The sequence below is a fragment of the Aquimarina penaris genome (assembly GCF_040786285.1).
Classification (GTDB): Bacteria; Bacteroidota; Bacteroidia; order Flavobacteriales; family Flavobacteriaceae; genus Aquimarina.
The window spans coordinates 557,153-581,383 of sequence record NZ_JBFMKQ010000001.1 but is presented as its reverse complement, the minus strand read 5'-3'; the positions used below and the strand labels follow the sequence as shown (position 1 = coordinate 581,383).

Here is a 24,231-nt window from a genome sequence, read left to right as displayed (position 1 = left end):
CAATAATTAATGAGTCTGGATGCGGCATTTTTTATACCAGAAAACATAGGTGATTTTCTATGAAAACCAAAAAACATATACTACAACGGGTTGCAATATTTTTTATCTTAGTTTTTGTTGTCGGTTGTGCTCGTAATGTAGAACCTACTGCAGAAAACATCAATAAAATATTTGCATCAAAAGATTTTACTTTTGAATTTAACAAAGCTGATGGGCTAAAAAGATCAATAAGTTTTAGAAATGACTACCTTGTCTATAAAAGTGATCAACCTACGTTTCGTCGTGGAGTGACCTATGATGAAGTGTTATTGATCAATAATTTTATCCAGAAAATAGTATACCTTCATTCTAATACACTGGATCCAGATACTAACTCACATTATATTATAAAAAACACAGCGTATACAGTAACGATTGTTCCTGATCAGGAAGATTTTTACTTTGATGCATTAATTAAAACATTAAAGCTTGATGCTTCTAAATAACTACTCTAGTATGGTTTTAGCTGCTATTTAAAGAATAATGAAAAGGATGTTTCTTCATTAGGTGTTGAGTATGCTGTTAAACTGCCTTCATGCATAAGCATAATTTGTTTAGAGAGGCTCAATCCAATTCCGGTACCATCTTCTTTTGTCGTGTAAAAAGGAACAAATATTTGATTCATGATTTCTGGCTGAATCCCTGGGCCATTATCTTTTACAGTAATATAGCTCCCTCCTTTTTCAGAAATACCAGTGATAAGCTGTAATCGGGCATCTTTCGTTTTGTGCAATGCTTGTATAGCGTTCTTACAAAGATTGAATAAAACCTGGGTGATGAGTTTTTCATCTGCATAGATTTCCAGGTTTTCCTGTGTTTTGACCAAGTCAAATGTAATTGTATCAAATTTATGCTCCTGGCTTATCAATACCTTTATTTTTTCTAACAATTTTTCGACTTTTAATATTTTTTTATCGGGTACAGGGACATTTAAAAAACTTCGATACGACTGCACAAAGCTCATCAAATCATTTCCTTGGGTTTTGATTACTTCTAAGCCTTTTACAGTGTTGTTTACTTTGTTTTCGTCGATTTGTGTAATCGACAATATTCCATTTTCATCTTTATAGTAATTTAAAATAGATCCCGATATAGAAGTAATGGGAGTAACAGAGTTCATAATTTCATGTGTTAAGACGCGAATTAGTTTGATCCATGAATCTGTTTCTTTTTTGTCTAACTCATTATGTATATCCTGGATGGATATTAGATTTAAAACCTCTTTATTCAATACAATTTCATTAGACTTAATTGCTAATTGTATAGTTTCTCTCTCGTTGGTAAGTTGAAAAAGTTTTCGCTCAAAAGGTTCTATGTTGTTAAATAGCTCGAATAACTTTTTGTCTACCAGTGCTAATTGCTTTATGTGGTTTAAGGGAGTATAGTTTAGTAGCTTTTCAATTTTAGGATTGGCAAAGAGGATATGGCCCTTGTTATTGAAGGTTAGAATACCAATTTCTGCCTGCTTTAATATTTCTTGATAGTAATGTTCTTGTGACTGATTATCTATGTGCACTTTTTGAATCATAGCATTGAGTTTATTAAGGCTATGATTTAATTCGTTGAATGATTTTATGTCACCATGTTCGGGAAATCGCAGGGTAAAATCTTCATTTTTTATGGAGTCAAAAAAGAACGCTATTTTTTTATTATTGTGATTTAGATATTTAATTAAGGCAACAGTTTGAAAGGACAATACCAACAATGAAAGAATCGAGAAAAAATACACTTCCTTAAAAAAAAGGAACGCCATTACTACAGCAGTAAGTGAAAGTAGGATCACTTTTAGAGTAATTTGTACATAAAAATTCCTGCTTATCATTGGTTATCGAATTTCTTTGTTTTATTGTAAAGAGTTTGTCTAGAGATGCCCAATTGATTTGCTGCTGCACTATAATTACCATTATGTTGATCAAGGGCCTTGTTTATCATCAAGTATTCCATTTCATCTAAAGTTTCTGGTCCATTGTCTATAGATACTCCTTTACTATTAGGACTTAGTAAAAAATCTGCTGGTTTGAGCACATTGCCTTCGCATAAGATAACAGCTCTTTCTATTGTATGCTGCAATTCTCGAACATTACCGGGCCATTGATAGTTCATTAGCTTTTCTTCGGCAGTATTATTTATTCTAAGTGCTGGTTTGCCATATTTTGAAGTGAATTTCTTCAAATAATAATCGGCTAATATCAGGATATCTTTTTCTCTTTCTCTAAGTGCAGGTACTTCGATATGAATTGTATTGATTCTATATAAGAGGTCTTCTCTAAAGACCCCATCGGCTACCATTTTATTAAGATTGCAATTTGTAGCACAGATAAGACGAATGTCTACAGCAATAGTTTTGTTAGATCCTACTCGAACAATAGACCTATTTTGAATAGCAGATAACAACTTAGCTTGGGTTTGAAGTGATAAGTTCCCAATTTCGTCAAGAAATAGAGAGCCTCCGTTAGCAGCCTCAAATTTTCCGGCGCGGTCTTCTTTGGCATCTGTAAAAGCACCTTTAGTATGCCCAAAGAGCTCGCTTTCGAATAAACTTTCTGATATAGAACCCATATCAACCCCAATAAAAATTTCATTTTTTCTCGAAGATATTCGATGTAATTCACGTGCTATTAGTTCTTTCCCTGTTCCGTTCTCACCTGTAATTAAAACATTAACATCAGTTTTTGCTACTTTTTGTACTAGGTTTAGTACAGAAGTTAGTGCTTTTGAGTTCCCGATGATATAATTAGAGTCTTGATTGATTACTTGTTTTAGATGACTTTCTTTTTGCTTTAATTCCTGTACTTCTTTTCTAGATTTACGAAGCTGATAAGCAGATTTAATTGTGGCTAGTAGTTTTTCATTATTCCAGGGTTTTAATACAAAATCCGATGCGCCTTCTTTTAAAGCCTGTACAGCCAGATCGACTGCTCCATAAGCGGTCATCATAATGACAGAAATATGAGGTGCTTTTTTCTTGATTTCGCGCAGCCAAAATAACCCTTCGTTACCTGTATTTACCCCAGCAGAAAAGTTCATATCCAAAAGCACAAGATCAAAACTTTTTAGATTCTCGAAGGACGAAATCTGGTTCGGATTAGAAATACTAATAACTTCTTTAAACTCAAATTGCAATAGAATTTCTAGAGCACTTAAAAGACTCTTGTTATCATCAACAACTAAAATTTTTCCATCTTGCATGTTGTGTCTGTTTCAATTGGGTCAATAAAGCTACAAATCTCAAAGGATATGTCAATCCAGGTGTCAAATTATTAGACACTATTTGTATAATTATTTTACATACTATTCATCTTAACTTTCTAAAATCAAATGTAAATATTTGATTTTCAGATATTTGATTTTTTGGCATAACATTAGAATATGGCTTGGTGTTAAAAAAGTTACTTACCTAGTCGCAACAGATGGATTATATAAACAAAGTCATATTTTTTTTACTATTTCTTATATCAAGTATGACGTATGCACAGGAGTTCTGGTCATTAGATGATTGTGTAGGTTATGCTATAGGGCACAACCTACAATTAAAGGGTTTTAAGTACAATCAGGATGCAAGTAGCGAAACGTATCGACAATCGATAAGAAGTTTATTGCCTAACATTAATGCGTTTTCAAATTATAACATTCGATATGGGCGATCAGTAGATCCCAATAATAATAGTATAGTGAATACAGACTTTTTCTCTAACAATTATTCGCTAGACGCCGCAATTGATTTATTTCAGGGCTTTCAAAAAATAAATGCAATAAAAGCTTCAAAATTTTTATATAAAGCAGCCAATGAGGAAGTACTTCAGCAAAAATATTTGTTGGCATTTAGGGTAATGTCTGCTTTTTATGATATCCAATTTATGGAAGGATTGCTTTCAATTTCAAAAGAACAAGAAGAAGTATCAAAAAAGAACTATAACCTGGTAAAAAGGCAAGTCGAACTTGGTCAAAAAGCAAAAGCCGATTTATATGAAGCAGAGTCCGCATTATTGGCAGATCAATTGCTAGTGACGCAAAGCGAAAATAATATGACAGCAGCAAAACTTATACTCATACAGGAAATGAATTTAGAAGGGGCAACAACTATTTCTATTGCACCATTTCTGGCAGAAGAGGTAGAGGAGAAGATAGAGGTTTTTGAAGCCAATAAAGATTCCATTTTTGATAAGGCCAAAGATTTTGTACCTATAATTAAAGCACAAGAATTAAAGGCCAAGGCTGCCAAAAAACAATTAGCCGTAACTCGTGGGGGGTTGTATCCTTCTCTTACCTTTTCTGCAGGGTATCAAACCGGATACTTCGAAACTAATGTGAGCGAAGATACCGGTGAGGTCATACCGTTTAGGACCCAGATCAAGGATAACGCAGCACAGTTTGTAGGGGTTTCTCTTAGGATTCCTATTAGTAATGGGTGGTCGAATCGATCAAGGGTTAAGCAGCAAAAAGTTGAGATGATGCGTGCAGAAAACAATTTTGACATTCAAAAACAAGAAATGTATCAACTTATACAACAACTGGTTCAGGAAGCAGAGGCTTTACAAACAGAGTATGAGCAGAGTTCACAAAAAATGAAAGCACAAATGTTGGCTTTCAAAATTGCACAAAAAAGATACCAAAAAGGCCTGATCAACGCAATAGAACTAAATCAATCAAAAAATCTTTTTGCAAACTCACAAAATGAAAATCTGCAAGTACGGTTACGATTAAAAGTAAATGAAAGCACATTAGATTTTTATAAAGGTTTACCTGTATTTAACATCGAAAGAACACAATAAAATGGATATAAAAATCGAAAAGAAAAAAGGATTACGGCCAAAACATTATGGGTATATTGTTATAGGCTTATTATTACTTTTTATGGGGTGGAAAATGGCATTCGGCAATTCTACTTCTACTTTTAGAACCGATAAAGAAAAATTATCAATTGCCGAAGTTTCCTTTGGGAAATTTGATGATTACATAACCATTAACGGAGTTGTAGCACCGATAAGTACAATCTATATGGATGCTTATGAAGGTGGTCGGGTAACCGAAAAACTGATCGAAGAAGGAGCCATGGTCAAAAAAGGAGATGTCATATTAAAGTTAGAAAACAGAGGACTATATGAGCAGATCCTGGCAAGCGAAAACAATCTTGCTTTAAAACAAAATGATTTACGCTCTACCAAACTTACGTTCGATTCAAGGCAGGTAGAAGGTAGAAAGGATTTAGTGAATTCGAAATATGAATTACAAAAGCTAAAAAGAAACTATGAGCAGAATAAAGAATTGTATGAAGAGGAGTTAATTTCTAAAGAAGAATATTTAACCTCTAAAGAAAACTATGAACTGGCACAAAATCAATACGAAATAATTAAAATACAGACCGATCAGGATAATGTGCTACGCAGTACATCGCTACGTGAATTAGATGCCGATTTAGCTAGAATGAAAAAAACACTGTCTATGGTATATGAGCGCATCGATCATTTAAATGTAAGAGCTCCGGCTGATGGTCAATTAGGGTTTTTAGATGCCGAAATAGGACAAAATTTACAACAAGGTCAACGAATTGGACAAATAAATGTATTGACAGATTATAAAATAGAAGCGGCTATAGATGAACATTATATCGATCGTGTAAAAAGGGATTTAAGTGCCGTTTTGGATCGCAACGGAAAAGAATACCAACTGCGATTGCGCAAAGTATATCCAGAGGTAAGAAATGGTAAGTTTAAAGTAGATTTGGTTTTTATAGACCAAAAACCAGAGACTATACGGTCGGGACAAAGTTATAATATCAAACTTCAGCTTGGGACATCTAATGATGCACTGTTGTTACCTCGTGGTAGCTTCTTTCAGAGTACAGGGGGGCAATGGATTTTTGTAGTAGATAGTTCTAATGAAGTTGCATGGAAAAGACCCATTAGAATCGGAAAACAAAATTCCAGATATTATGAATTATTAGAAGGGTTGCAAGATGGTGAGAAAGTAATTACTTCAAACTACGATAGCTTTGGAGATGCAGAGAAAATAGTATTGAAATAAAACAATCAAAAAATGATACAGATCAAAAACCTAAAAAAGAGTTTCAGAACCGAAGAGGTCGAAACCCTGGCATTAAATAGCGTAAACCTAAACGTCGAAAAAGGTGAGTTCGTTGCCATTATGGGGCCCTCTGGTTGTGGTAAATCTACTTTGCTAAATATCATCGGTATGCTTGATAACCCTAATGAAGGAAGTTATCACTTTAATGGAAAGGAAGTAGGAAGGTTAAAAGAAAATCAACGTACAAAAATCAGGAAAGGAAATCTTGGGTTTGTGTTTCAAAGTTTTAATCTCATCGATGAACTTACTGTTTTTGAAAATGTAGAACTTCCTTTGATTTATCTTAATATGAAAAAAAGTGAACGTGAGCAGAAGGTAAAACTGGTACTGGAGCGAATGAAAATTGCACATCGCGCAAAGCATTTTCCGCAACAGTTATCAGGAGGGCAACAACAAAGAGTGGCTATTGCCAGAGCAGTAGTAACCAATGCTAAGTTAATTCTGGCCGATGAGCCCACTGGGAATTTAGACTCCAAAAATGGCATCGAGGTGATGAATTTACTTACCGAATTAAATCAAGAAGGAACTACCATTGTCATGGTAACACATTCAGACAGAGATTCTCATTACGCACATAGAGTGATCAACCTATTTGATGGACAAATTGTAACCGAAAGTCAGAACAAACCTTTCGAAGTCAATGCATAATTAATTTTAACTCACACAAAACCCGTTAACTCATGATTAAAATAGTTGAATACCTGGTAGCATTTATACTTTTATTTATTTCAATCATAAATAGTTATGTTTAAAAATTATATCAAAATAGCCTGGAGGAGTTTATGGAAGAATAAGGCTTTTACCTTTCTTAACATTATTGGGTTATCTGTAGCTTTCGGAGTAGCAATATTATTAAGTATTGCTGCATTCTTCGAATTATCTTATGATGACTTTCATGAACATGCAGATTCTGTTTATAAGGTTTATCAACGTGAGCAGGGTCCCGACGGACCGCAGAGTACAGAAGTACATGTCATGCCATTTACTCCTGCTTTGAAAGAGGGTGTACCCGGGATTCATCGAATTTCAAGGTATCTGGATGATGAAACACTTTTATTTTATAAAGACAAAGAATTAGGAGTGGATATTAATTGGGTAGATCCCGATTTCTTTTCAATGTTTAGCTTTCCTATACTCAAAGGAAATAGCAAAACACCCCTTAAGGAGGTGAACGCTATTGTCATCACTCAAAAGATGGCCAGCGTGATTTTTGGGGATATTAATGCAATTGGAAAAACAGTGAATTTTTCTTTGAATGGAAAAAAACAACCATTTACGGTATCTGCGGTACTCAAAGATATTCCGGCCAACAGTAGTATTGAGTTTGATATTATAGGCAATTTTAAGGGTAATCCGCGTTATGAAACACTTAAAGATCGATGGGATCATTCAAACCACGAAGTCTATATTCAGCTGCAGGAAGGAATTTCGATAAGCTCATTTGAGAAAAGCACACGTGCTTTTACTAACCTTCGTTTCAAAGATAAAATCGATAGTGCAAAACGTGATGGTGCACTACCAGATAACAATGGACAATATGTTCAATTGCATCTGTTACCTTTTAAGGATGTTTACTTCAGCAGTTATCAAAACGGAAGAGCAATTGTTAGTAAAGGATTGCCTTATATCATATTAGGAATTGCTGCACTTCTCCTTTTTATTGCTTGTGTTAATTTCATTAACATGAGTATAGCCAAAAGTACTACAAGATTGCAAGAAATTGGAATGCGAAAGAGTCTTGGCGCAGCAAAAAAGCATGTGTTTTTACAGTTTTGGGGCGAAAGTATGTTGGTTTTTCTATGCACCTTATCCTGTGGTGTTGCATTAAGCATATTGCTTTTCGACTCCTTTACATCTTTGTTTAGTACAGATGCTTCTTTTAGCAATACCTTATCGACAGGTATCATTGTGGTATTCCTTTTACTATTTATTATTGTTACCCTGGTTGCAGGAGGATACCCGGCATTTTTGCTAAGCAAACTAGGAACATTGCAGGCACTAAAAGGTAAAGTCCAAGTTAACGGACGTAATAAGACAAGGGATATCCTTATGATTATACAATTTGCCATTGTAATCTTATTGGTAAGCGGCACTTTTGTATTACAAGGGCAATTGCAATACATGCAAAACAAAGACCTGGGTTTTAATAAAGAACAAGTGATTTCTTTACCATTGAATGGAAAAAGAGATAGCCGCCAGGTTGTACAATTACTTCGAGAAACACTAAAAAATGAATCCAATGTGATAAGCATTACTGCTTCTGATAACAATTTAGGCATAGGAAAAGATGGAAATCAATCCAGTAGTGGCCTTGGTTTTGATTATAAAGATCGAGAAGTAGGGACACATATGTTGGTAGTTGATTATGATTATTTAGAAACCCTGGACATAGAATTACTTTATGGCAGATCTTTTGGTCGAAATTTTGCCTCAGATAGTTCAGCGGTGGTAATTAATGAAGCTATGACAAGAGAACTTCAAGAAACAAATCCTTTAGGTAAACAAATGGAAATAATGGATGACTTGCCTAAGTATACTATTGTAGGTGTAATGAAGGACTATCATTTTAGAGATTTGGATGAAGAAATCGAGCCAATGACTTTATTTATGATAGATCAGAAGCGGTTCGACTACGCCTACATAAAAATAACACCTATGCATGTTGCTAGTACATTTAGTACTATACAAGAAACATGGCAAAAATTAGAACCAAATTCAGAATTTTTAGGCTCTTTTCTGGATGAAAATGTAGATAGGACATTTAGAAAGGAAAAAATCATGATGACTATCATTACCAGTGGAGCTATTATTGCAATTATACTAAGCTGTATTGGATTGTTAGCCATTTCACTTTTAGTAGTAAATCAACGAACTAAAGAAATCGGAGTTCGCAAAGTTGTTGGCGCAAGTGTAACATCTCTTACCGTATTATTAGCTAAGGATTTTGTAAAACTTGTGTTCATTGCATTTTTGATCATTGTACCTATTTCATGGTGGTTGGCCAGTAACTGGTTAGAGAACTACACCTATCGTATGGATCTTACCATATGGATTTTTGTTGCTGCGGGTGTCATGGCCATTTTTATAGCACTGGCAACGATAAGCATTGGTACCATTAAAGCTGCTACGGCCAATCCTGTAAAAAGCTTACGAACCGAATAGATCATCATTAAAAAACGTAGTTATGTTTAAAAATCATCTAAAAATAGCCTGGAGAAGCCTTAAAAAGCAGCCTTTTTTTATATTTTTAAATACGTTTGGACTTGCCATCGGTATGGCCGGAGGGTTACTCATTTCATTGTTTATTTATGATGAATTGAGTTTTGACACCATGTTCAATGATGCCGATCGTATATATCGCATTAACATAGACAATACTAATGGCGGCGAAACAAATAAGTACGCATCCGTAGCTGCTCCATTGGGCCCAACTTTAAAAAGGGATTATGAGCAAATAGAAATGGTTACCCGATTTAGAAATACTAGTAGTAAACTCATAAGAAAAACTAGTGCTGATCAAAATGTAAAAGAAGAGTATGTTACTGGAGTCGACGCTACTTTTTTTGAGATGTTTGGACTGAAGTTATTATCAGGAGATACCAAAACAGCGTTAAAAGAACCAAATACTTTGATTTTAACCAGAACAGCAGCAGAAAAACATTTTGGAGTACATGAAGCTTTAGGAAAAAGGCTGGTATTAGATAATAAAGAGGTCTATACAGTAACCGGGGTTATAGAGGATATGCCAAAGAATTCTTTTTTAAGAAATTATAGTGTTCTTATATCTATGTCAAGTTATGATGATGCAGATAGTTTAAAGTGGAGCAACTGGAATTTTAATACATTCATTAAGCTAATACCCTCAGCCAATATTCAAAGCCTGGAAGCTCCGTTGGGAACTATTTATGAAACCTATATGATCCCATGGATACAGACTTTTGATCCGAGTATGACATTAGAAAAGTTTAAAAAAGCTCGCAAGGCCTCTGGAGACAGTACGTTATGGAGTGCTATGGCCTTAACAGATATCCATCTACATGACTCTGAAAGGGAAGACGAATTTGGACCAAATGGTGATATTCAGAATATCTATATCTTATCTTTCATAGGTGTTTTCCTAATTCTGTTGGCATGTGTCAATTTCATGAATTTATCTACTGCTCACTCATTAAAAAGAGCCAAAGAAGTAGGAATTCGAAAAACACTGGGCTCTAACAGAGTTGGGCTTATTAAACAATTTCTAACAGAGTCCAGTTTTATTTCCTTTTCATCATTATTGCTAGCTATTGTGACAGCCTTTGTAGCATTACCCTTTTTTAATGAACTTTCGGGTAAAGCCATATCGATACCTTTTAACAATCCTATTTTCTGGCTTGTTTTGATTGTTTCTACTATAATATTGGGATTATTTTCTGGTTTCTATCCTGCTTTTTTCTTATCACGGTTTATACCGATTAAGGTTCTCAAAAGTGGAGCAGAAAGACAAGTCGGCGGCGCAAATATCAGAAATTCTTTGGTAGTGTTTCAGTTTACCATTTCGATATTCCTTATCATCGGTACTTCAGTAATTTTTAAACAATTAAAGTATATTCAAAATAAAGATCTAGGTTTTCAAAAAGATCAGGTTTTAGTGATAGACGATACAGATGCTGCCGGAAATCAAATAGCATCATTTAAACAAGATGTAGCGCAATTAGGACAAGTAAAAAGTACATCTTTGAGCAGCTTTTTACCTACTCCTTCAACTCGAAATACTGTGAACTTTTTTACAGAAGGAGAAATGAAATCACATGCAGGGGCCATATTTGGTAAATGGAGAGTTGACCATGATTATGTGTCTACTTTGGATTTAGAAATAATTGCAGGGAGAGACTTTGATAGACAATTCGCAACAGACTCTACGGGTATCATTTTAAATGAATCTGCTGTTGGAATGTTAGGAATAAAACCCGATGAAGCTATAGGTTTACGATTAAGCAATCACCCTAAACATGTGAATGTAACCAACAGAAAGTACTACACTATTATAGGTGTAGTTAAAAATTTTCATTTCGAATCATTAAGAAATGATATTGATGGGATGAGTCTTCTATTAGGAGATGATTCAAGAAGAATGCTAGTAAAACTTAATGCTGGAGATTTTACAAAAACGATAGCAGATATAGAAGGGATTTGGAAATCGATAGCACCAGGGCAACCTTTCAATTATTATTTTATGGACGATTCTTTTAATACTACGTATCAAGCAGAACAACGACTGAGCCGCATTTTTGTCACATTTACGTTACTCTCTATTTTTATTGCTTGTCTTGGATTGTTTGGTCTGGCAGCTTTTAATGCAGAAAGACGTTCGAAAGAAATAGGTATACGAAAAGTATTGGGTGCAAGTATTCCCGTGATTGCGTATAAGCTTACCATAGATTTCCTGAAATTAGTTGGGATTGCCATTCTTATTTCATTACCGATTGGTTGGTATGCAATGAGCAGATGGCTTGAAGATTTTTCTTATCGAATAGAAATAGGATGGGGAGTATTTGCTCTTGCAGTTATTTTGGCTGTAGCCATATCAATATTGACAGTAAGCTATCAAAGTATCAAAGCCGCCCTTGTAAACCCAGTCAAAAGTTTACGAACCGAATAGATCATCATTAAAAACGAACAGTTATGTTTATAAACCATTTAAAAATAGCTTGGAGAAGCCTCCTAAAAAATAAGGTATCCTCTGTAATAAATATAGGAGGTCTTGCTATAGGCTTGGTAGTAAGCATGTTGATAGGTCTATGGATTGCAGATGAGTTTAATTATAACTACTACTTTAAGAATAAGGATAAAATTGCCCAGGTCTATCAAAGCCAAACATTTAATGGTGCTATAGAAACAAATAAATTTGTACCAGTAGCCCTCGAATCCAAATTAAAGGATCAATATGGGGATAGTTTTGAGCATATAATTATGTCATCTGGGACCAATTCTCGGTACTTAAATTATGGAGATAAAAGTATTTCGCGTCTTGGTAATTTTATGCAGCCAGGAGCTCCTGAATTATTGAATTTAGAGATGATCAAAGGAAAGTATAGCGGATTAGAAGACATAAATTCAATCATGCTTTCTGAGTCAACCGCAAAAGCTCTTTTTGGAAATGAAGAACCATTAGGTAAGATTATAATAACAGATAAGATACATAATATGTTGATCACAGGAATTTACAAAGATATTCCCAAGAATAACACGTTTTATGACACAAAATTTATCATGCCCTTTGCACATTTAATGGCTACCCGATTGAGCTGGCTTAAAAATCCTAATGATAATTGGGCAGATAATTACTTTCAGCTTTTTGTAAAGTTGACCGATAATGTTAATGTGCAAGAGTTGAGTGAAAAGATAAGGAATATAAAAAAAGAGGTTTCGCAAGAAACAGCACAATACAATCCACAGTTAATGCTATTACCAATGAACGATTGGTATTTACATTCCTCTTTTGAAAACGGTGTACAGTCAGGTGGGCGTATCGAGAATATATGGATCTTTGGTAGTATCGGTTTGTTTGTATTATTTCTGGCCTGTATCAATTTTATGAACTTGAGTACAGCACGTTCCGAAAAACGTGCCCTTGAAGTGGGCGTGCGTAAGTCTATTGGGTCCACTAGAGGTCAGTTGATCCATCAATTTTTGATCGAGTCTTTTCTCGTAGTGCTTTTAGCTTTTTTGGTTGCGATTATAATGACATTGCTTTTTCTTGATGGCTTCAATACCCTGGCAGAAAAGGAAATACTCTTTCCCTGGGGTAACTTCCAATTTTGGATGATTACATTACCATTTATTGCTATCACCGCATTGCTTTCAGGTAGTTATCCTGCATTTTACTTATCATCGTTTAAGCCTATTAAAGTAATGAAAGGTACTTTTAAAGCAGGTAAGTTTACAGCGCTTCCGCGGAAGATACTTGTAGTTACCCAATTTACTGTTTCGATTACATTAATTATAGGAACAATGATTGTGATGCAGCAAATAGCTATTGGCAAGGATCGCCCTATTGGTTATGAAAAAGCCGGACTCATACAAATACCTACAGATGGTAACGATTTTTCAGGTAAATATGAGGTTATGCGTAAAGCCTTTCTAAACTCTAGTGCAGTTACTGAAATGTCATGGGCCTCTAGCCCTACCACACAAGTATGGACAAATGACCCGGGGTACACCTGGGAAGGTAAACCAGCCGGACTTAAAGTAAACTTTGCCATGACTGGTATTTCACTTGATTATATCAAATCATTAAAAATGAAAATCATTGCAGGAAGAGATTTTTCTAGAGAGTTTGCTACAGATTCCCATGCCATTATTTTGAATAAAACCGCGATGGCATATATGGGACTTAAAGACCCTATTGGTAAATTAATTGGATATGAAAATAATACATATAACAATCCACCATTAAAAATCATAGGAGTTGTTGACGATATGATAACAGAATCGCCTTATCAGAATGTCAAACCACATATGTATCAATTTGGATATGGGACTGGTGGTTTTTATCACTTGCGACTAAATCCGGATCAAAGTATACGTAAAAATCTTGCTGTCGTTAAACAAACATTTAAAGCACATTTTCCTCATTTACCATTTCAATACGACTTTGTAGATCAGAAATATGCTGAAAAATTTGAAGCAGAAGAACGTATTGCAAGTTTGGCAAGAATATTTGCAATCCTGGCAATCCTTATCAGTTGTCTAGGCCTATTTGGGTTGGTTTCTTTTGTAGCCGAACAACGCACCAAAGAAATCGGTGTTCGAAAGGTTCTTGGGGCAACGGTTACAAACATGTGGCTGTTACTTTCTAAAGATTTTTTAAAGCTCGTGATTATTGCCTTATTAATTGCCTCACCAATAGCTTATTACTTTATGCAAGGTTGGATAGAGAAATTTGCCTTTAGGGCAGAAATCACGATATGGATTTTTGTTACCGCAGGATTTTGTGCCTTGATACTCACATGTATTACTGTAAGTTTTCAAGCTATCAAAGCTGCTACAGTCAATCCGGTAAAAAGTTTACGAACAGAATAAATCATCATGAAAAACGAACAGTTATGTTTATAAATCATTTAAAAATAGCTTGGAGAAGCCTCAGAAAACAACCATTTTTTGCGTTCTTAAATACATTCGGACTTGCTATAGGCATGGCGGGAGTTTTACTTATTTCTTTATATATATATGATGAATTAAGTTTTGATAAGATGTTCGCAAATGCAGATCGTATTTATAGAATTAATGTAGATATAAAGTTTGGGGGTAATGAAGAACAATATGCAGAGGTGTCGGCTCCAATGGCCAAGGCCATGAAAAATGATTATCCGCAGATAGAATTAACTACACGATTTAGAAACCTGGGAAGTGCACTTATTAGAAGAAATGATGCCGAGCTTAATGTAAAACAAGCCGGTATTACCTACGTAGATGCTACTTTTTTTGAGATGTTTGGGTTGGATCTTTTGGCAGGGGATACTAAAACAGCTTTAAAAGAACCCAATACTCTCATTTTAACCAAAACTGCGGCAGAGAAACACTTTGGAATCCATGAAGCGGTAGGGCAACAAGTTTTATTAAACAATTCCGATACGTATACCGTCACAGGTGTTATCCAGGATATGCCAAAGAATTCCTTTATAAGAGATCATAACGTTTTTATTGCTATGGCAGGGCATGAAGATGCGCAATCTACAGAATGGGGCAATCATAATTATCCTACGTTTATCAAACTTCGTCCCAGAGCTAAGATTAATGATTTCAATGTGTTTTTAGAATCGGCCTTGGGAACTTATGTTATTCCGGGAGTACAAAGATATGCACCGGGTATAACAGAAGAGCAATTTCTGGCTTCTGGTAATTACCTTAATTTTAGTACTATCGCTTTAGAAGATATTCATTTACATTCTCATAGGAGCCCAGAGCTGAGTGTTAATGGCGATATTAAAAATGTATATATTCTTTCTTTTATTGCTTTGTTCCTGATCATTTTAGCGAGTGTTAATTTTATGAATTTATCTACGGCTCATTCTTTAAAAAGGGCCAAAGAAGTAGGAATACGTAAAACATTAGGGTCTAATAAATCAGAACTTATTAGGCAGTTTTTAATAGAATCTGGCCTAATTTCATTCCTTTCACTTGTACTTGCTATTGCAATAGCATCTATGGCAATGCCATTTTTTAATGACCTTGCAGGAAAGACTATTTCGATTCCATTTTCCAATCCTGTTTTTTGGATAATACTATTAGCAACAACAACTTTTTTGGGAATTTTCTCAGGGAGTTATCCTGCATTTTTTATGTCCAGATTTATGCCTATTAAAGCACTAAAAGGAATAAGTGAAAAAAGTAGTGGAGGAGGAAAAATCAGAAACTCATTGGTTGTTTTTCAATTTGCAATATCCGTTTTTTTGATCGTAAGCACTTTAGTCGTTTTTCAGCAATTGAAGTTTATTCAAAATAAGGATATTGGCTATACAAAAGATCAAGTCTTAATTATAAATGATGTGTATGCCGCGGCCAATCGAGTGGCATCTTTTAAGGAAGAAGTGCTACAACTAGGACAAGTAAAGAATGCCTCACTAAGTAGTTATTTGCCAACTCCTTCTGCCAGAAGTACCTGTTCCTTTTTTATAGAAGGATCAAAGGGATTACAGGAAAAAGCGATCAACATGAATGATTGGGATGTCGACCACGATTATATTTCAACCTTGGGTTTAGAGATTATAGCAGGACGTGATTTTGACCCTCGGTTCAGTACAGATTCAACTGCAATAATTTTAAATGAATCGGCGGTTGCTGTTTTAGGAATGAAACCTGAGGAAGCTCTAGGAGTACGTATATCATCTGATATTGGTGAAGAAGAAGTTACTTTTTTGAAAATCATAGGTGTGGTTAAGGATTTTCATTTTGAATCACTGAAAGAAAACATTGATGCATTGGGTCTTGCTCTGGCCAATAGCCATGGCACCATGGCCGTAAAATTAAATGCAGGAAACTTTTCAAATACAATAGCAAAGATCGAAGAGGTTTGGAATAAAGTAGCTCCCGCCCAACCTTTCAATTATTATTTTATGGAAGAATCTTTCAATACTACTTATCAGGCAGAGCAGCGACTTGGGCGTATTTTTGTAGCCTTCACTATTCTATCCATTTTAATTGCATGTCTTGGTCTTTTTGGTTTGGCTGCATTTAATGCAGAAAAACGCACTAAGGAAATTGGAGTGCGAAAAGTAATGGGGGCTAGCGTGAGTCAGATAACCTATAGACTTACTGTTGATTTTCTTAAACTAGTCGGAATATCAATTTTGGTTTCGTTACCGCTTGGTTGGTATGCTATGAATAAATGGCTAGAAGATTTTTCTTATCGAATAGAAATAGGATGGGGAGTATTTGCACTAGCAGCTCTATTAGCCATCATAATATCAATACTAACAGTGAGTTACCAAAGTATTAAAGCCGCAATAGTAAATCCAATAAAAAGCCTAAGAACAGAATAAATTAATAAATAGCATTTGACGAATCAAAAAACGAACAGTTATGTTAATATATCATCTTCTCTTATATACAAGAAATATTAAAAAGAATATAGGTGCTTTTTTAATAAATAGTGTCGGGTTAGGTCTTGGAATTGCTTCTTTTTTAGTGCTTGCCCTTTATGTCTATAATGATCTAACGTATAATCATTTTCACGAAAACCTGTCTAACATATATAGGGTAAGAGAAGGAGAAAGTGTACAAACCAAAGGGATTTTATTACCCAAAATGCTAGAAGAAATACCCGAAATTGAAAACGGGACACGTATTTTTAATTGGGAAGGTGCGGGGCTTACGCATAAAGATTTGTCATTTTATGAGAACATTCATTATGTAGATGATGGTTTTTTCTCAATGTTCTCATTTCCGTTTATTGAAGGATCTGCAGAGAATGTAATACAAGATAAATATGGGGTCGTTATCAGTACCGCATTTGCTAATAAATATTTTGGAGATGAAGCCGCATTGGGAAAACGTTTTCAGGTCAACTTTGGAGATATATTTCTTACTGTACATGGGGTAGTTGATATCCCAGAAAATTCGTCTATACAATTTGATATCGTTGCTTCGTATGAAACGGGTAAAGAAATCTTACCCTTTATGAAAGAAGTTCATGATTGGTACAATACCTTTTCAATCACTTATGTGCAATTGAATAAAGACATACAACCTGCAGACATACAAAATAAGCTTCAAAAAATTGTACATGAAAATTTTCTTCCGGTAGGAGAAAACAAAACCCAGTTAAATCTCTTAAGTTTTGCCGCATATCATGGTATCCAAGAATCCAATCAAACCTTGATTATTATTTTGGCAGGCATCGCCTTAGGGATCCTTGGTATAGCCATAGTTAATTTTGTAAACCTTACCATTATAAACTCTATTTCCAGGATCAAAGAGATCGGAATAAAGAAAGTACATGGGGCTAGCAAATACGATTTGTTTTATCAGATTACTACAGAATCACTGGCAATGGGATTAATTGCTTTACTACTGGGCGTTTTATTGACAGTTTTTATGTTACCCACCTTTAATGAGTTATTTGATATCAATCTTGTATTTGATCCGTTTCGAGATAGAATATTCATTAGTATTTTACTATCCATTTGGGGGGTAGTAGGACTATTAGGAGGGTTGATTCCTTTTCTTTTCTGGATACGGGTAAAATTAGTGCATAGTTTAAAAGGTTCTCTGTTTTCTAACACTAGGAATACTTTTTCTCGTTATTCGTTAATCATTTTTCAGTTTGTAATTGCAATCGTACTTATTTCGGGAACAGTTTTAATACGTAAACAAATTGATTATATGATGGCAAAAGATCCTAAATATGATAATGAAAATGTGGTTATTGTTCAGACAGATAGTTGGCAATATCAAAATTTAAAAATGGCATCTCAAAAATTACAAATAATCGCTAATGAATTAAAGTCTAATCCTTACGTAGAATCGGTTAGTTTCTCACAAAATATTCCAGGAACCTATAATGAAAACTATAATACCTTTTTTCCTGGTCAAGAAACAAAAATACCTTCGATTGGTCTTCGGAAGGTATATGTGGGGAGTAATTATTTTAAAACCTTCGGCATTGATATCCTTAGTGGTACCGGATTTAACCAAAATCCGAAAACACTAGATGAGGTTGTAGTACTTAATAAAACCGCTATGGATATGCTAGGTTTTTCTGAAGCCAAAGAACAAGTACTTCATGAGGGAAGCAAAACGGGCACTGCCAAACGATTAATAGGTGCGGTTGATGATTTTAGTTATCAGGGGTTACAACGAGAAATTCAACCCTTAGCACATTTTTTTGTCGAAAGGGAGAACGCTGCAGACTGGGATTATCTATCTATAAAGTCTAAGCCGGGGACAAGTCTGCAAGTGGTAGATTTACTTCAAGAAAAATGGAATGAAAACCTTTCTGGATATGGTCTTACCTATTTTTTTGCCGATGAAAAACTCAATGAACATTATAAAGGATATATTAAAATCAATAGGATCATAGAATGGTTTTCGGTTCTGGCTATTATATTATCATGCATTGGTCTTTTTGCATTATCGGCATACACTATGGCTAGAAAAACGAAAGAAATTGGTATTCGTAAAGTAAATGGAGCTTTAACGCTACAAATAGTGGCTATGCTTAACAAAGATTTTTTAAAATGGGTATTTATTTCATTTATTATAGCATGCCCAATAGCATATTATGCAATGACCAAATGGTTACAAAATTTTGCTTTTAAAACTTCTATAAGCTGGTGGATTTTTGCTTTTGCAGGAATCATTACCCTGGCAGTAGCATTGATTACAGTAAGCTATCAAAGTATCAAAGCCGCCCTTGTAAACCCGGTCAAAAGTTTACGAACCGAGTAAATGATCAACCTGTTCGCCTATGATGAATCAAAAAACAAACAATTATGTTTAAAAATCATTTAAAAATAGCCTGGAGAACCCTTTTAAAGCATAGAGGATTATTCGCAATTAATATTGTGGGGTTGGGTCTTGGTATAGCATCGTGCTTATTAATGATGTTGTATGTTGTAGATGAGCTAAGTTATGATAGATTTAATAAAAAGGCTGATGAAATTGTGAGAGTGGTTTTTAGAGCCAAGATAAACGGAGAAGAAATCAAAGAGGCGGTTGTAATGCCTCCTGTAGGTAAAACCTTAGCATCTGAATTTCCCGAGGTACTTCAAACAACGCGTATCAGAAATATTGGGAACCAAAAAGTGTCGTATCAAAATACCACGTATAGAAATAGCAGACTTGCGCATGTAGATCCCAATTTCTTTGAAATATTCACTTTACCAGTCATCAAGGGAAATGCGGTATCACCTTTAAAAGAACCTAACACTATCGTACTAACGAGAAAAGAGGCCGAGCGTTATTTCGGAAGCGTAGATGCCGCTATTGGTAAGGATATTATTGTTAATGATCAAGATCAATCATATAAAGTAACTGCTGTAATTAATGAAGTACCAAAAAATTCACATTTTCATTTTGACTTATTTGCCACGATGCCAAAAGATGGCATTGCCACCTCTAATTCTTGGACAAATTCTTACTTTCATACGTATTTGGTGTTACAAAAAGGATATGATTATAAACAACTAGAGTCAAAACTACCTCAAGTATTTCAAGAACATATGGGCTCTCAATTACAGGAAGAATTGGGAGTGTCGTATGCAGAGTTTACAAAAGAAAATCAGCTAGGACTTTTTTTACAACCGCTAACCGATATTCATTTAGAGTCAGACTTTGCCGCAGTGTCAGAACTCGAACCAGGAGGAGATATAAAATACATATATATATTTAGTATTGTTGCGATTTTTATGTTGCTCATTGCTTGTATTAATTTCATGAATTTATCTACCGCTGCAGCATCAAAAAGAGCAAAAGAAATAGGAGTTAAGAAGGTAATGGGTTCTGGCAAACGACACCTTATTTATCAGTTTTTGATAGAATCTTTTTTGGCTACAGTACTGGCAATGATATTTGCCTCAATGATTTTATGGGTGTCGCTTCCATTATTCAATGCATTATCAAGTAAAGAGTTGCAATTAGATTACTTATTTAAGCCATATATTTTAGTTGCTCTTATGGCAATAATCATAGTGATTTCTTTATTGGCAGGCAGTTATCCAGCTTTTTACCTCTCTTCATTTAAACCCATTACTGCCTTAAAAAGTAAATTTTCTGGACCGGTCAACACCAAAAATATAAGAAGTGGATTAGTTATTTTTCAGTTTGTAATATCGGCTGGACTTATTATAGCTACACTTGTAGTTGATCAGCAAATGAACTATATACAGAATAAAGATATTGGGTATAATAAGGATCAAATGTTAGTGCTTAGAAATACGTACCTTCTTAATCATAACGAAAATGCTTTTAAAGATCAGATTCTAAAAGATGCAAGAATTGCTAATGTAACACATTCTGCATTTGCGCCCGCTGGTCCTACAGATAATGAAATGTCTGGAATCTTTCTTGGAGATACTTTTCAGCGAAGAATGTTTGTATACAATATCGATGAAAGGTATATCGCTACTATGGGGATGGAGCTGGTATCGGGGCGAAATTTTTCTAAAGAATTCGGAAATGAAGCCAATAACGTAATTATTAATGAACGAGCTGCCAAAGTTTTGGGATTCGATGAAAATGCTATCGAAAAAACCTTTATAAGGGACACAAATCAAGGCAAACAAACATTGACGATAGTTGGAGTAATTAAGGATTTTCATTTTAAATCATTGCACAAGACTATAGAGCCTTTGATTATGCTATACAATCCTTATGGAGGGTTGATTGTTAGAGCCAAAACTTCGGATATGTCTGGTATTATTGCAACGGTAGAACACAACTGGAACCAATTAAGCACATCAGAACCACTTCATTATTCTTTGTTAGATGAAGCATATAATTTAACATATATAAAGGAACAAAAAATGGGAATCATCCTAAGGGTTTTTGCCCTGCTTACCATCTTTGTAGCATGTTTGGGATTGTTTGGCTTGGTTACATTTACTGCAGAACAACGATTTAAAGAAATTGGCATTAGAAAAGTATTAGGATCTAGCGTATCACAAATTATTGCAATGTTATCTACTGATTTTTTGAAACCAATAGGTGTTTCATTTTTGATAGCGTTTCCTTTAGGGTTTTATGTGATGAATAAATGGTTAGAAGATTTTGCATATCGAATTGAGATCTCATGGTGGATATTTATATTGGCTGGTACAATTACCATGATCATTGCATTTCTAACGATTGGTTGGAAAAGTTATAGGGCAGCATCTATGAACCCGGTTAACAGTTTAAGAACAGAATAAGTCATCAATCAGTCCCTTGAATTTGGGATTAATAAATAAGTAATCATGATTAGAAACTATTTCAAAATTATCTGGAGGAATATGATTCAGCAAAAGCAGTTTGCCTTTCTGAATATAGCAGGACTTACTATTGGTATCACAAGCTGTTTGATCATTGGATTGTATGTTTATAATGAAATGACTTACGATACTTTTCATGAACATGGGAGTCAAATTTATAGAATAAATCAAACTGATATCTGGGGGGATTGGAATGATCAATATGCATCTACGGGTCCTAATGTGGCTTTTGCACTGCGATCAGATGCCCCAGAATTTGAAAAAGTTACACGAATATTGAGTTTGGGTCCGCAGAATATACGTAGTAAAAGTAGTGAAGAGAATGCTAATATTTTTAAAGAAGAAGGCTTCTTTTTAGCAGAAGAAAACCTATTTGAGGTATTTACTTTTGAGTTTATAAAAGGCGACCCCAAAACAGCACTTAAGGAACCAATGAGTCTAGCCATAACGCAAGAAACAGCGTATCGTTATTTTGGTAATCTCGACCCCATGGGGAAATTATTAGAGGTTAGAAAATCAGATGGTAGTTGGCAAACTTATACAGTTAGTGCAATACTGGCAAATATTCCTGAAAATTCTCATCTACAATTTGATATGCTGGGATCGTTAAATACTATTCAGAATAAGATGAAGAATGACGGTTGGCTATGGGCATGGACAGGATTTGGAACCTATGGGTTGATAAAAGATGGAACAGATATAGATGTTCTGACACATAAAATCCAAGCCATACCACCAAAATGGGCAGCCCCTACTACAGAGCGATTATTTAGTCAACCATATGATGAATTCACCGATGGTAAAAAATGGAGATTATATCTACAACCGTTAAAAGAAATATATCTATCAGATGCACCAGGAGAGCATGCTTTTGGCCCTAATGGGAACCCACAATTTGTAAAACTGTTTAGTGCAATTGGTGTGCTGATTCTTTTTCTATGTAGCATTAATTTCATGAATCTTTCGACGGCCAGATCTTCTAAAAGATCAAAAGAAGTAGGTATCAGAAAAGTATTGGGTTCTCAAAGAAAAAAACTAGTTGCGCAATTCATTTTTGAATCTACATTATTTGTGGCTACCAGTACACTATTTGCAATAGTTTTGACACAATTATCATTAAGCGGTTTTAATACAATTGCAGACAAGCAATTATCGATTTTACCACTACTGGTAAATCCAATATTTCTATGTGGACTTATCGTATTTGTTTTGTTATTAGGGATTATCTCTGGTAGCTATCCCGCTTTTTATCTTTCAGGATTTATGCCTATAGAAACCCTAAAGGGCAATGCGACATCAGTATTTAAAGGGAAGAATTTAAGAAACGGACTTGTTGTTTTTCAATTTACAATATCTACTGCATTGATTATCTGTGCCTTTTTTGTGCAAAAACAATTACAATATACTTCCTCTTTAGATTTAGGACTTATAAAAGATAACATATTGCAAATTCATAATATAGAACAGCTAGGAGATAAGGCAGAAACGCTAAAAGCGAAATTAGAAGCAAATCCTGTCTTTACAGATGTTGGTGGATCCTATGGTATTCCTCCTAACATTTGGTCTGGAGATAAGTATCGAGCATTTGGGCCCGAAAATCCAGCAATACATTTTACAGATGTGAGAACCGAAGGTGATTTTTTGGAAGTGTTGGGATTAGAGTTTATTTCGGGTAGAAATTTTGACTCAGAACGTATTGCAGATAAGTATGGAGTAATCCTAAATGAAGAGGCAGTTAAAGTATTAGGTTGGGGGAAGAGAGATACCTATGCCACTAATTCTCCTATAGGTAAATATGTTGCTATGACTAATGAGAGTGCCGATAAAATGGAAGTACTCGGAGTTGTAAAGGATTTTAATTATAGCAGTACAAAAGAAAAAATAGGCCCCCTTGTTATACTACATAAAGATAATGATTGGGTATGGAACTTTGGACGCGGACGAACATTTTTGGCAGCTCGTATAGATGCTAAAAGGGTCGAGAATTCAAGAAACTTACAACTATTGATCGAAGAAATAGAAGAAGAAATGTTTCGAATTGACCCCTCTATTTTATTTGAGTACAGTTTTATGGACCAAGAATTCGAAAATACGTTTAGGTCAGAACTAAAAATGGCAAAAGTACTTAATATATTTACTTTATTGGCGCTTATAATAGCTTGTATAGGGCTTTTTGGCCTGGCTGCTTTCTCTGCAGAACGACGAATTAAAGAACTAGGCATCAGAAAAGTACTTGGAGCCAAGGCATCAGAGTTAGCTTTACTATTTTCGTCAGAGTTTACGAAGTTAGTATTGATTTCGATTGTATTGGCTTCACCAATTGCATATTTCTTAGTAGATGAATGGCTCAAAGATTTTGCATATAGGACATCTATAGATATGTGGGTATTTATTGTTGCTGCATTAAGCGCTTTTATAATTACCATGGTTACCGTTAGTTTTCAGGCGCTAAAAGCGGCTTCTGCAAATCCGGTTGATAATTTGAGAACAGAATGAGAATTAAGAACACTTGTTGTATGTTTTGGTATTCCAGACTTAAAAAGCGTCATTTCGAGTGTTTTGTCGTAATGAAATGGAGATAAAATGTATCGAGAATAGCTTTTAATCTAAAATCCTATTCCCGATAGCTCTGCTGAGCCAGTCGAAGTACACTTCTCCT

Annotated in this window: 13 protein-coding genes; 11 read left to right on the top strand and 2 right to left on the bottom strand. The window is 34.8% G+C overall.

Translation table 11 applies throughout. The features are described from left to right. Positions 1-59: 59 nt before the first annotated feature. Positions 60-485, top strand: coding sequence for a hypothetical protein (locus ABW637_RS02255; RefSeq protein WP_367583004.1), 426 nt, complete (start codon positions 60-62; stop codon positions 483-485). A gap of 23 nt (positions 486-508) precedes the next feature. On the opposite strand, the gene ABW637_RS02250 is transcribed toward ABW637_RS02255, so the two are convergent. Both ABW637_RS02250 and ABW637_RS02245 read right to left on the bottom strand, forming a co-directional pair. Next, entirely contained in the window at positions 509-1,861 is a 1,353-nt protein-coding gene (locus tag ABW637_RS02250; RefSeq protein ID WP_367583003.1) for a sensor histidine kinase, read from the bottom strand. Beyond that, on the bottom strand, positions 1,858-3,228 hold the full coding sequence (locus tag ABW637_RS02245) for a sigma-54-dependent transcriptional regulator (RefSeq protein ID WP_367583002.1): 1,371 nt from the start codon (positions 3,226-3,228) through the stop codon (positions 1,858-1,860). Before ABW637_RS02245 ends, ABW637_RS02250 begins: the two co-directional genes overlap by 4 nt. A 272-nt stretch (positions 3,229-3,500) precedes the next feature. On the opposite strand from ABW637_RS02245, the gene ABW637_RS02240 reads away from it, so the two are divergent. The 10 genes from ABW637_RS02240 (at position 3,501) to ABW637_RS02195 (ending at position 24,068) form a co-directional block, all read left to right on the top strand. Beyond that, entirely contained in the window at positions 3,501-4,811 is a 1,311-nt protein-coding gene (locus ABW637_RS02240) for a TolC family protein (RefSeq protein ID WP_367583001.1), read from the top strand. Position 4,812: 1 nt separating this feature from the next. Beyond that, a complete protein-coding gene (locus tag ABW637_RS02235) occupies positions 4,813-6,063 on the top strand; it encodes an efflux RND transporter periplasmic adaptor subunit (protein WP_367583000.1) in 1,251 nt (416 codons plus the stop codon). 12 nt (positions 6,064-6,075) lie between these two features. Then, complete coding sequence (locus ABW637_RS02230) at positions 6,076-6,771, top strand: ABC transporter ATP-binding protein (RefSeq protein WP_367582999.1); 696 nt, start codon at positions 6,076-6,078, stop codon at positions 6,769-6,771. A 96-nt stretch (positions 6,772-6,867) separates the two neighbouring features. Further along, on the top strand, positions 6,868-9,285 hold the full coding sequence (locus ABW637_RS02225; protein WP_367582998.1) for an ABC transporter permease: 2,418 nt from the start codon (positions 6,868-6,870) through the stop codon (positions 9,283-9,285). A 22-nt stretch (positions 9,286-9,307) separates the two neighbouring features. Further along, positions 9,308-11,764 (top strand): ABC transporter permease, encoded by a 2,457-nt coding sequence (locus ABW637_RS02220; protein WP_367582997.1) that lies wholly within the window; start codon positions 9,308-9,310, stop codon positions 11,762-11,764. 23 nt (positions 11,765-11,787) lie between these two features. Continuing rightward, positions 11,788-14,187, top strand: coding sequence for an ABC transporter permease (locus ABW637_RS02215; protein WP_367582996.1), 2,400 nt, complete (start codon positions 11,788-11,790; stop codon positions 14,185-14,187). Positions 14,188-14,210: 23 nt separating this feature from the next. Further along, on the top strand, positions 14,211-16,646 hold the full coding sequence (locus tag ABW637_RS02210) for an ABC transporter permease (RefSeq protein ID WP_367582995.1): 2,436 nt from the start codon (positions 14,211-14,213) through the stop codon (positions 16,644-16,646). A gap of 40 nt (positions 16,647-16,686) precedes the next feature. Next, a complete protein-coding gene (locus tag ABW637_RS02205) occupies positions 16,687-19,053 on the top strand; it encodes an ABC transporter permease (RefSeq protein ID WP_367582994.1) in 2,367 nt (788 codons plus the stop codon). Positions 19,054-19,097: 44 nt separating this feature from the next. Further along, positions 19,098-21,512 (top strand): ABC transporter permease, encoded by a 2,415-nt coding sequence (locus tag ABW637_RS02200; protein ID WP_367582993.1) that lies wholly within the window; start codon positions 19,098-19,100, stop codon positions 21,510-21,512. Between the two features lie 45 nt (positions 21,513-21,557). Further along, on the top strand, positions 21,558-24,068 hold the full coding sequence (locus ABW637_RS02195; protein WP_367582992.1) for an ABC transporter permease: 2,511 nt from the start codon (positions 21,558-21,560) through the stop codon (positions 24,066-24,068). Positions 24,069-24,231: the final 163 nt, after the last annotated feature.

Coding starts and splice junctions, on each gene's coding strand:
- ABW637_RS02255 (WP_367583004.1), top strand. CDS start 60: ATGAAAACCAAAAAACATATACTACAACGGGTTGCAATATTTTTTATC.
- ABW637_RS02250 (WP_367583003.1), bottom strand. CDS start 1,861: ATGATAAGCAGGAATTTTTATGTACAAATTACTCTAAAAGTGATCCTA.
- ABW637_RS02245 (WP_367583002.1), bottom strand. CDS start 3,228: ATGCAAGATGGAAAAATTTTAGTTGTTGATGATAACAAGAGTCTTTTA.
- ABW637_RS02240 (WP_367583001.1), top strand. CDS start 3,501: ATGACGTATGCACAGGAGTTCTGGTCATTAGATGATTGTGTAGGTTAT.
- ABW637_RS02235 (WP_367583000.1), top strand. CDS start 4,813: ATGGATATAAAAATCGAAAAGAAAAAAGGATTACGGCCAAAACATTAT.
- ABW637_RS02230 (WP_367582999.1), top strand. CDS start 6,076: ATGATACAGATCAAAAACCTAAAAAAGAGTTTCAGAACCGAAGAGGTC.
- ABW637_RS02225 (WP_367582998.1), top strand. CDS start 6,868: ATGTTTAAAAATTATATCAAAATAGCCTGGAGGAGTTTATGGAAGAAT.
- ABW637_RS02220 (WP_367582997.1), top strand. CDS start 9,308: ATGTTTAAAAATCATCTAAAAATAGCCTGGAGAAGCCTTAAAAAGCAG.
- ABW637_RS02215 (WP_367582996.1), top strand. CDS start 11,788: ATGTTTATAAACCATTTAAAAATAGCTTGGAGAAGCCTCCTAAAAAAT.
- ABW637_RS02210 (WP_367582995.1), top strand. CDS start 14,211: ATGTTTATAAATCATTTAAAAATAGCTTGGAGAAGCCTCAGAAAACAA.
- ABW637_RS02205 (WP_367582994.1), top strand. CDS start 16,687: ATGTTAATATATCATCTTCTCTTATATACAAGAAATATTAAAAAGAAT.
- ABW637_RS02200 (WP_367582993.1), top strand. CDS start 19,098: ATGTTTAAAAATCATTTAAAAATAGCCTGGAGAACCCTTTTAAAGCAT.
- ABW637_RS02195 (WP_367582992.1), top strand. CDS start 21,558: ATGATTAGAAACTATTTCAAAATTATCTGGAGGAATATGATTCAGCAA.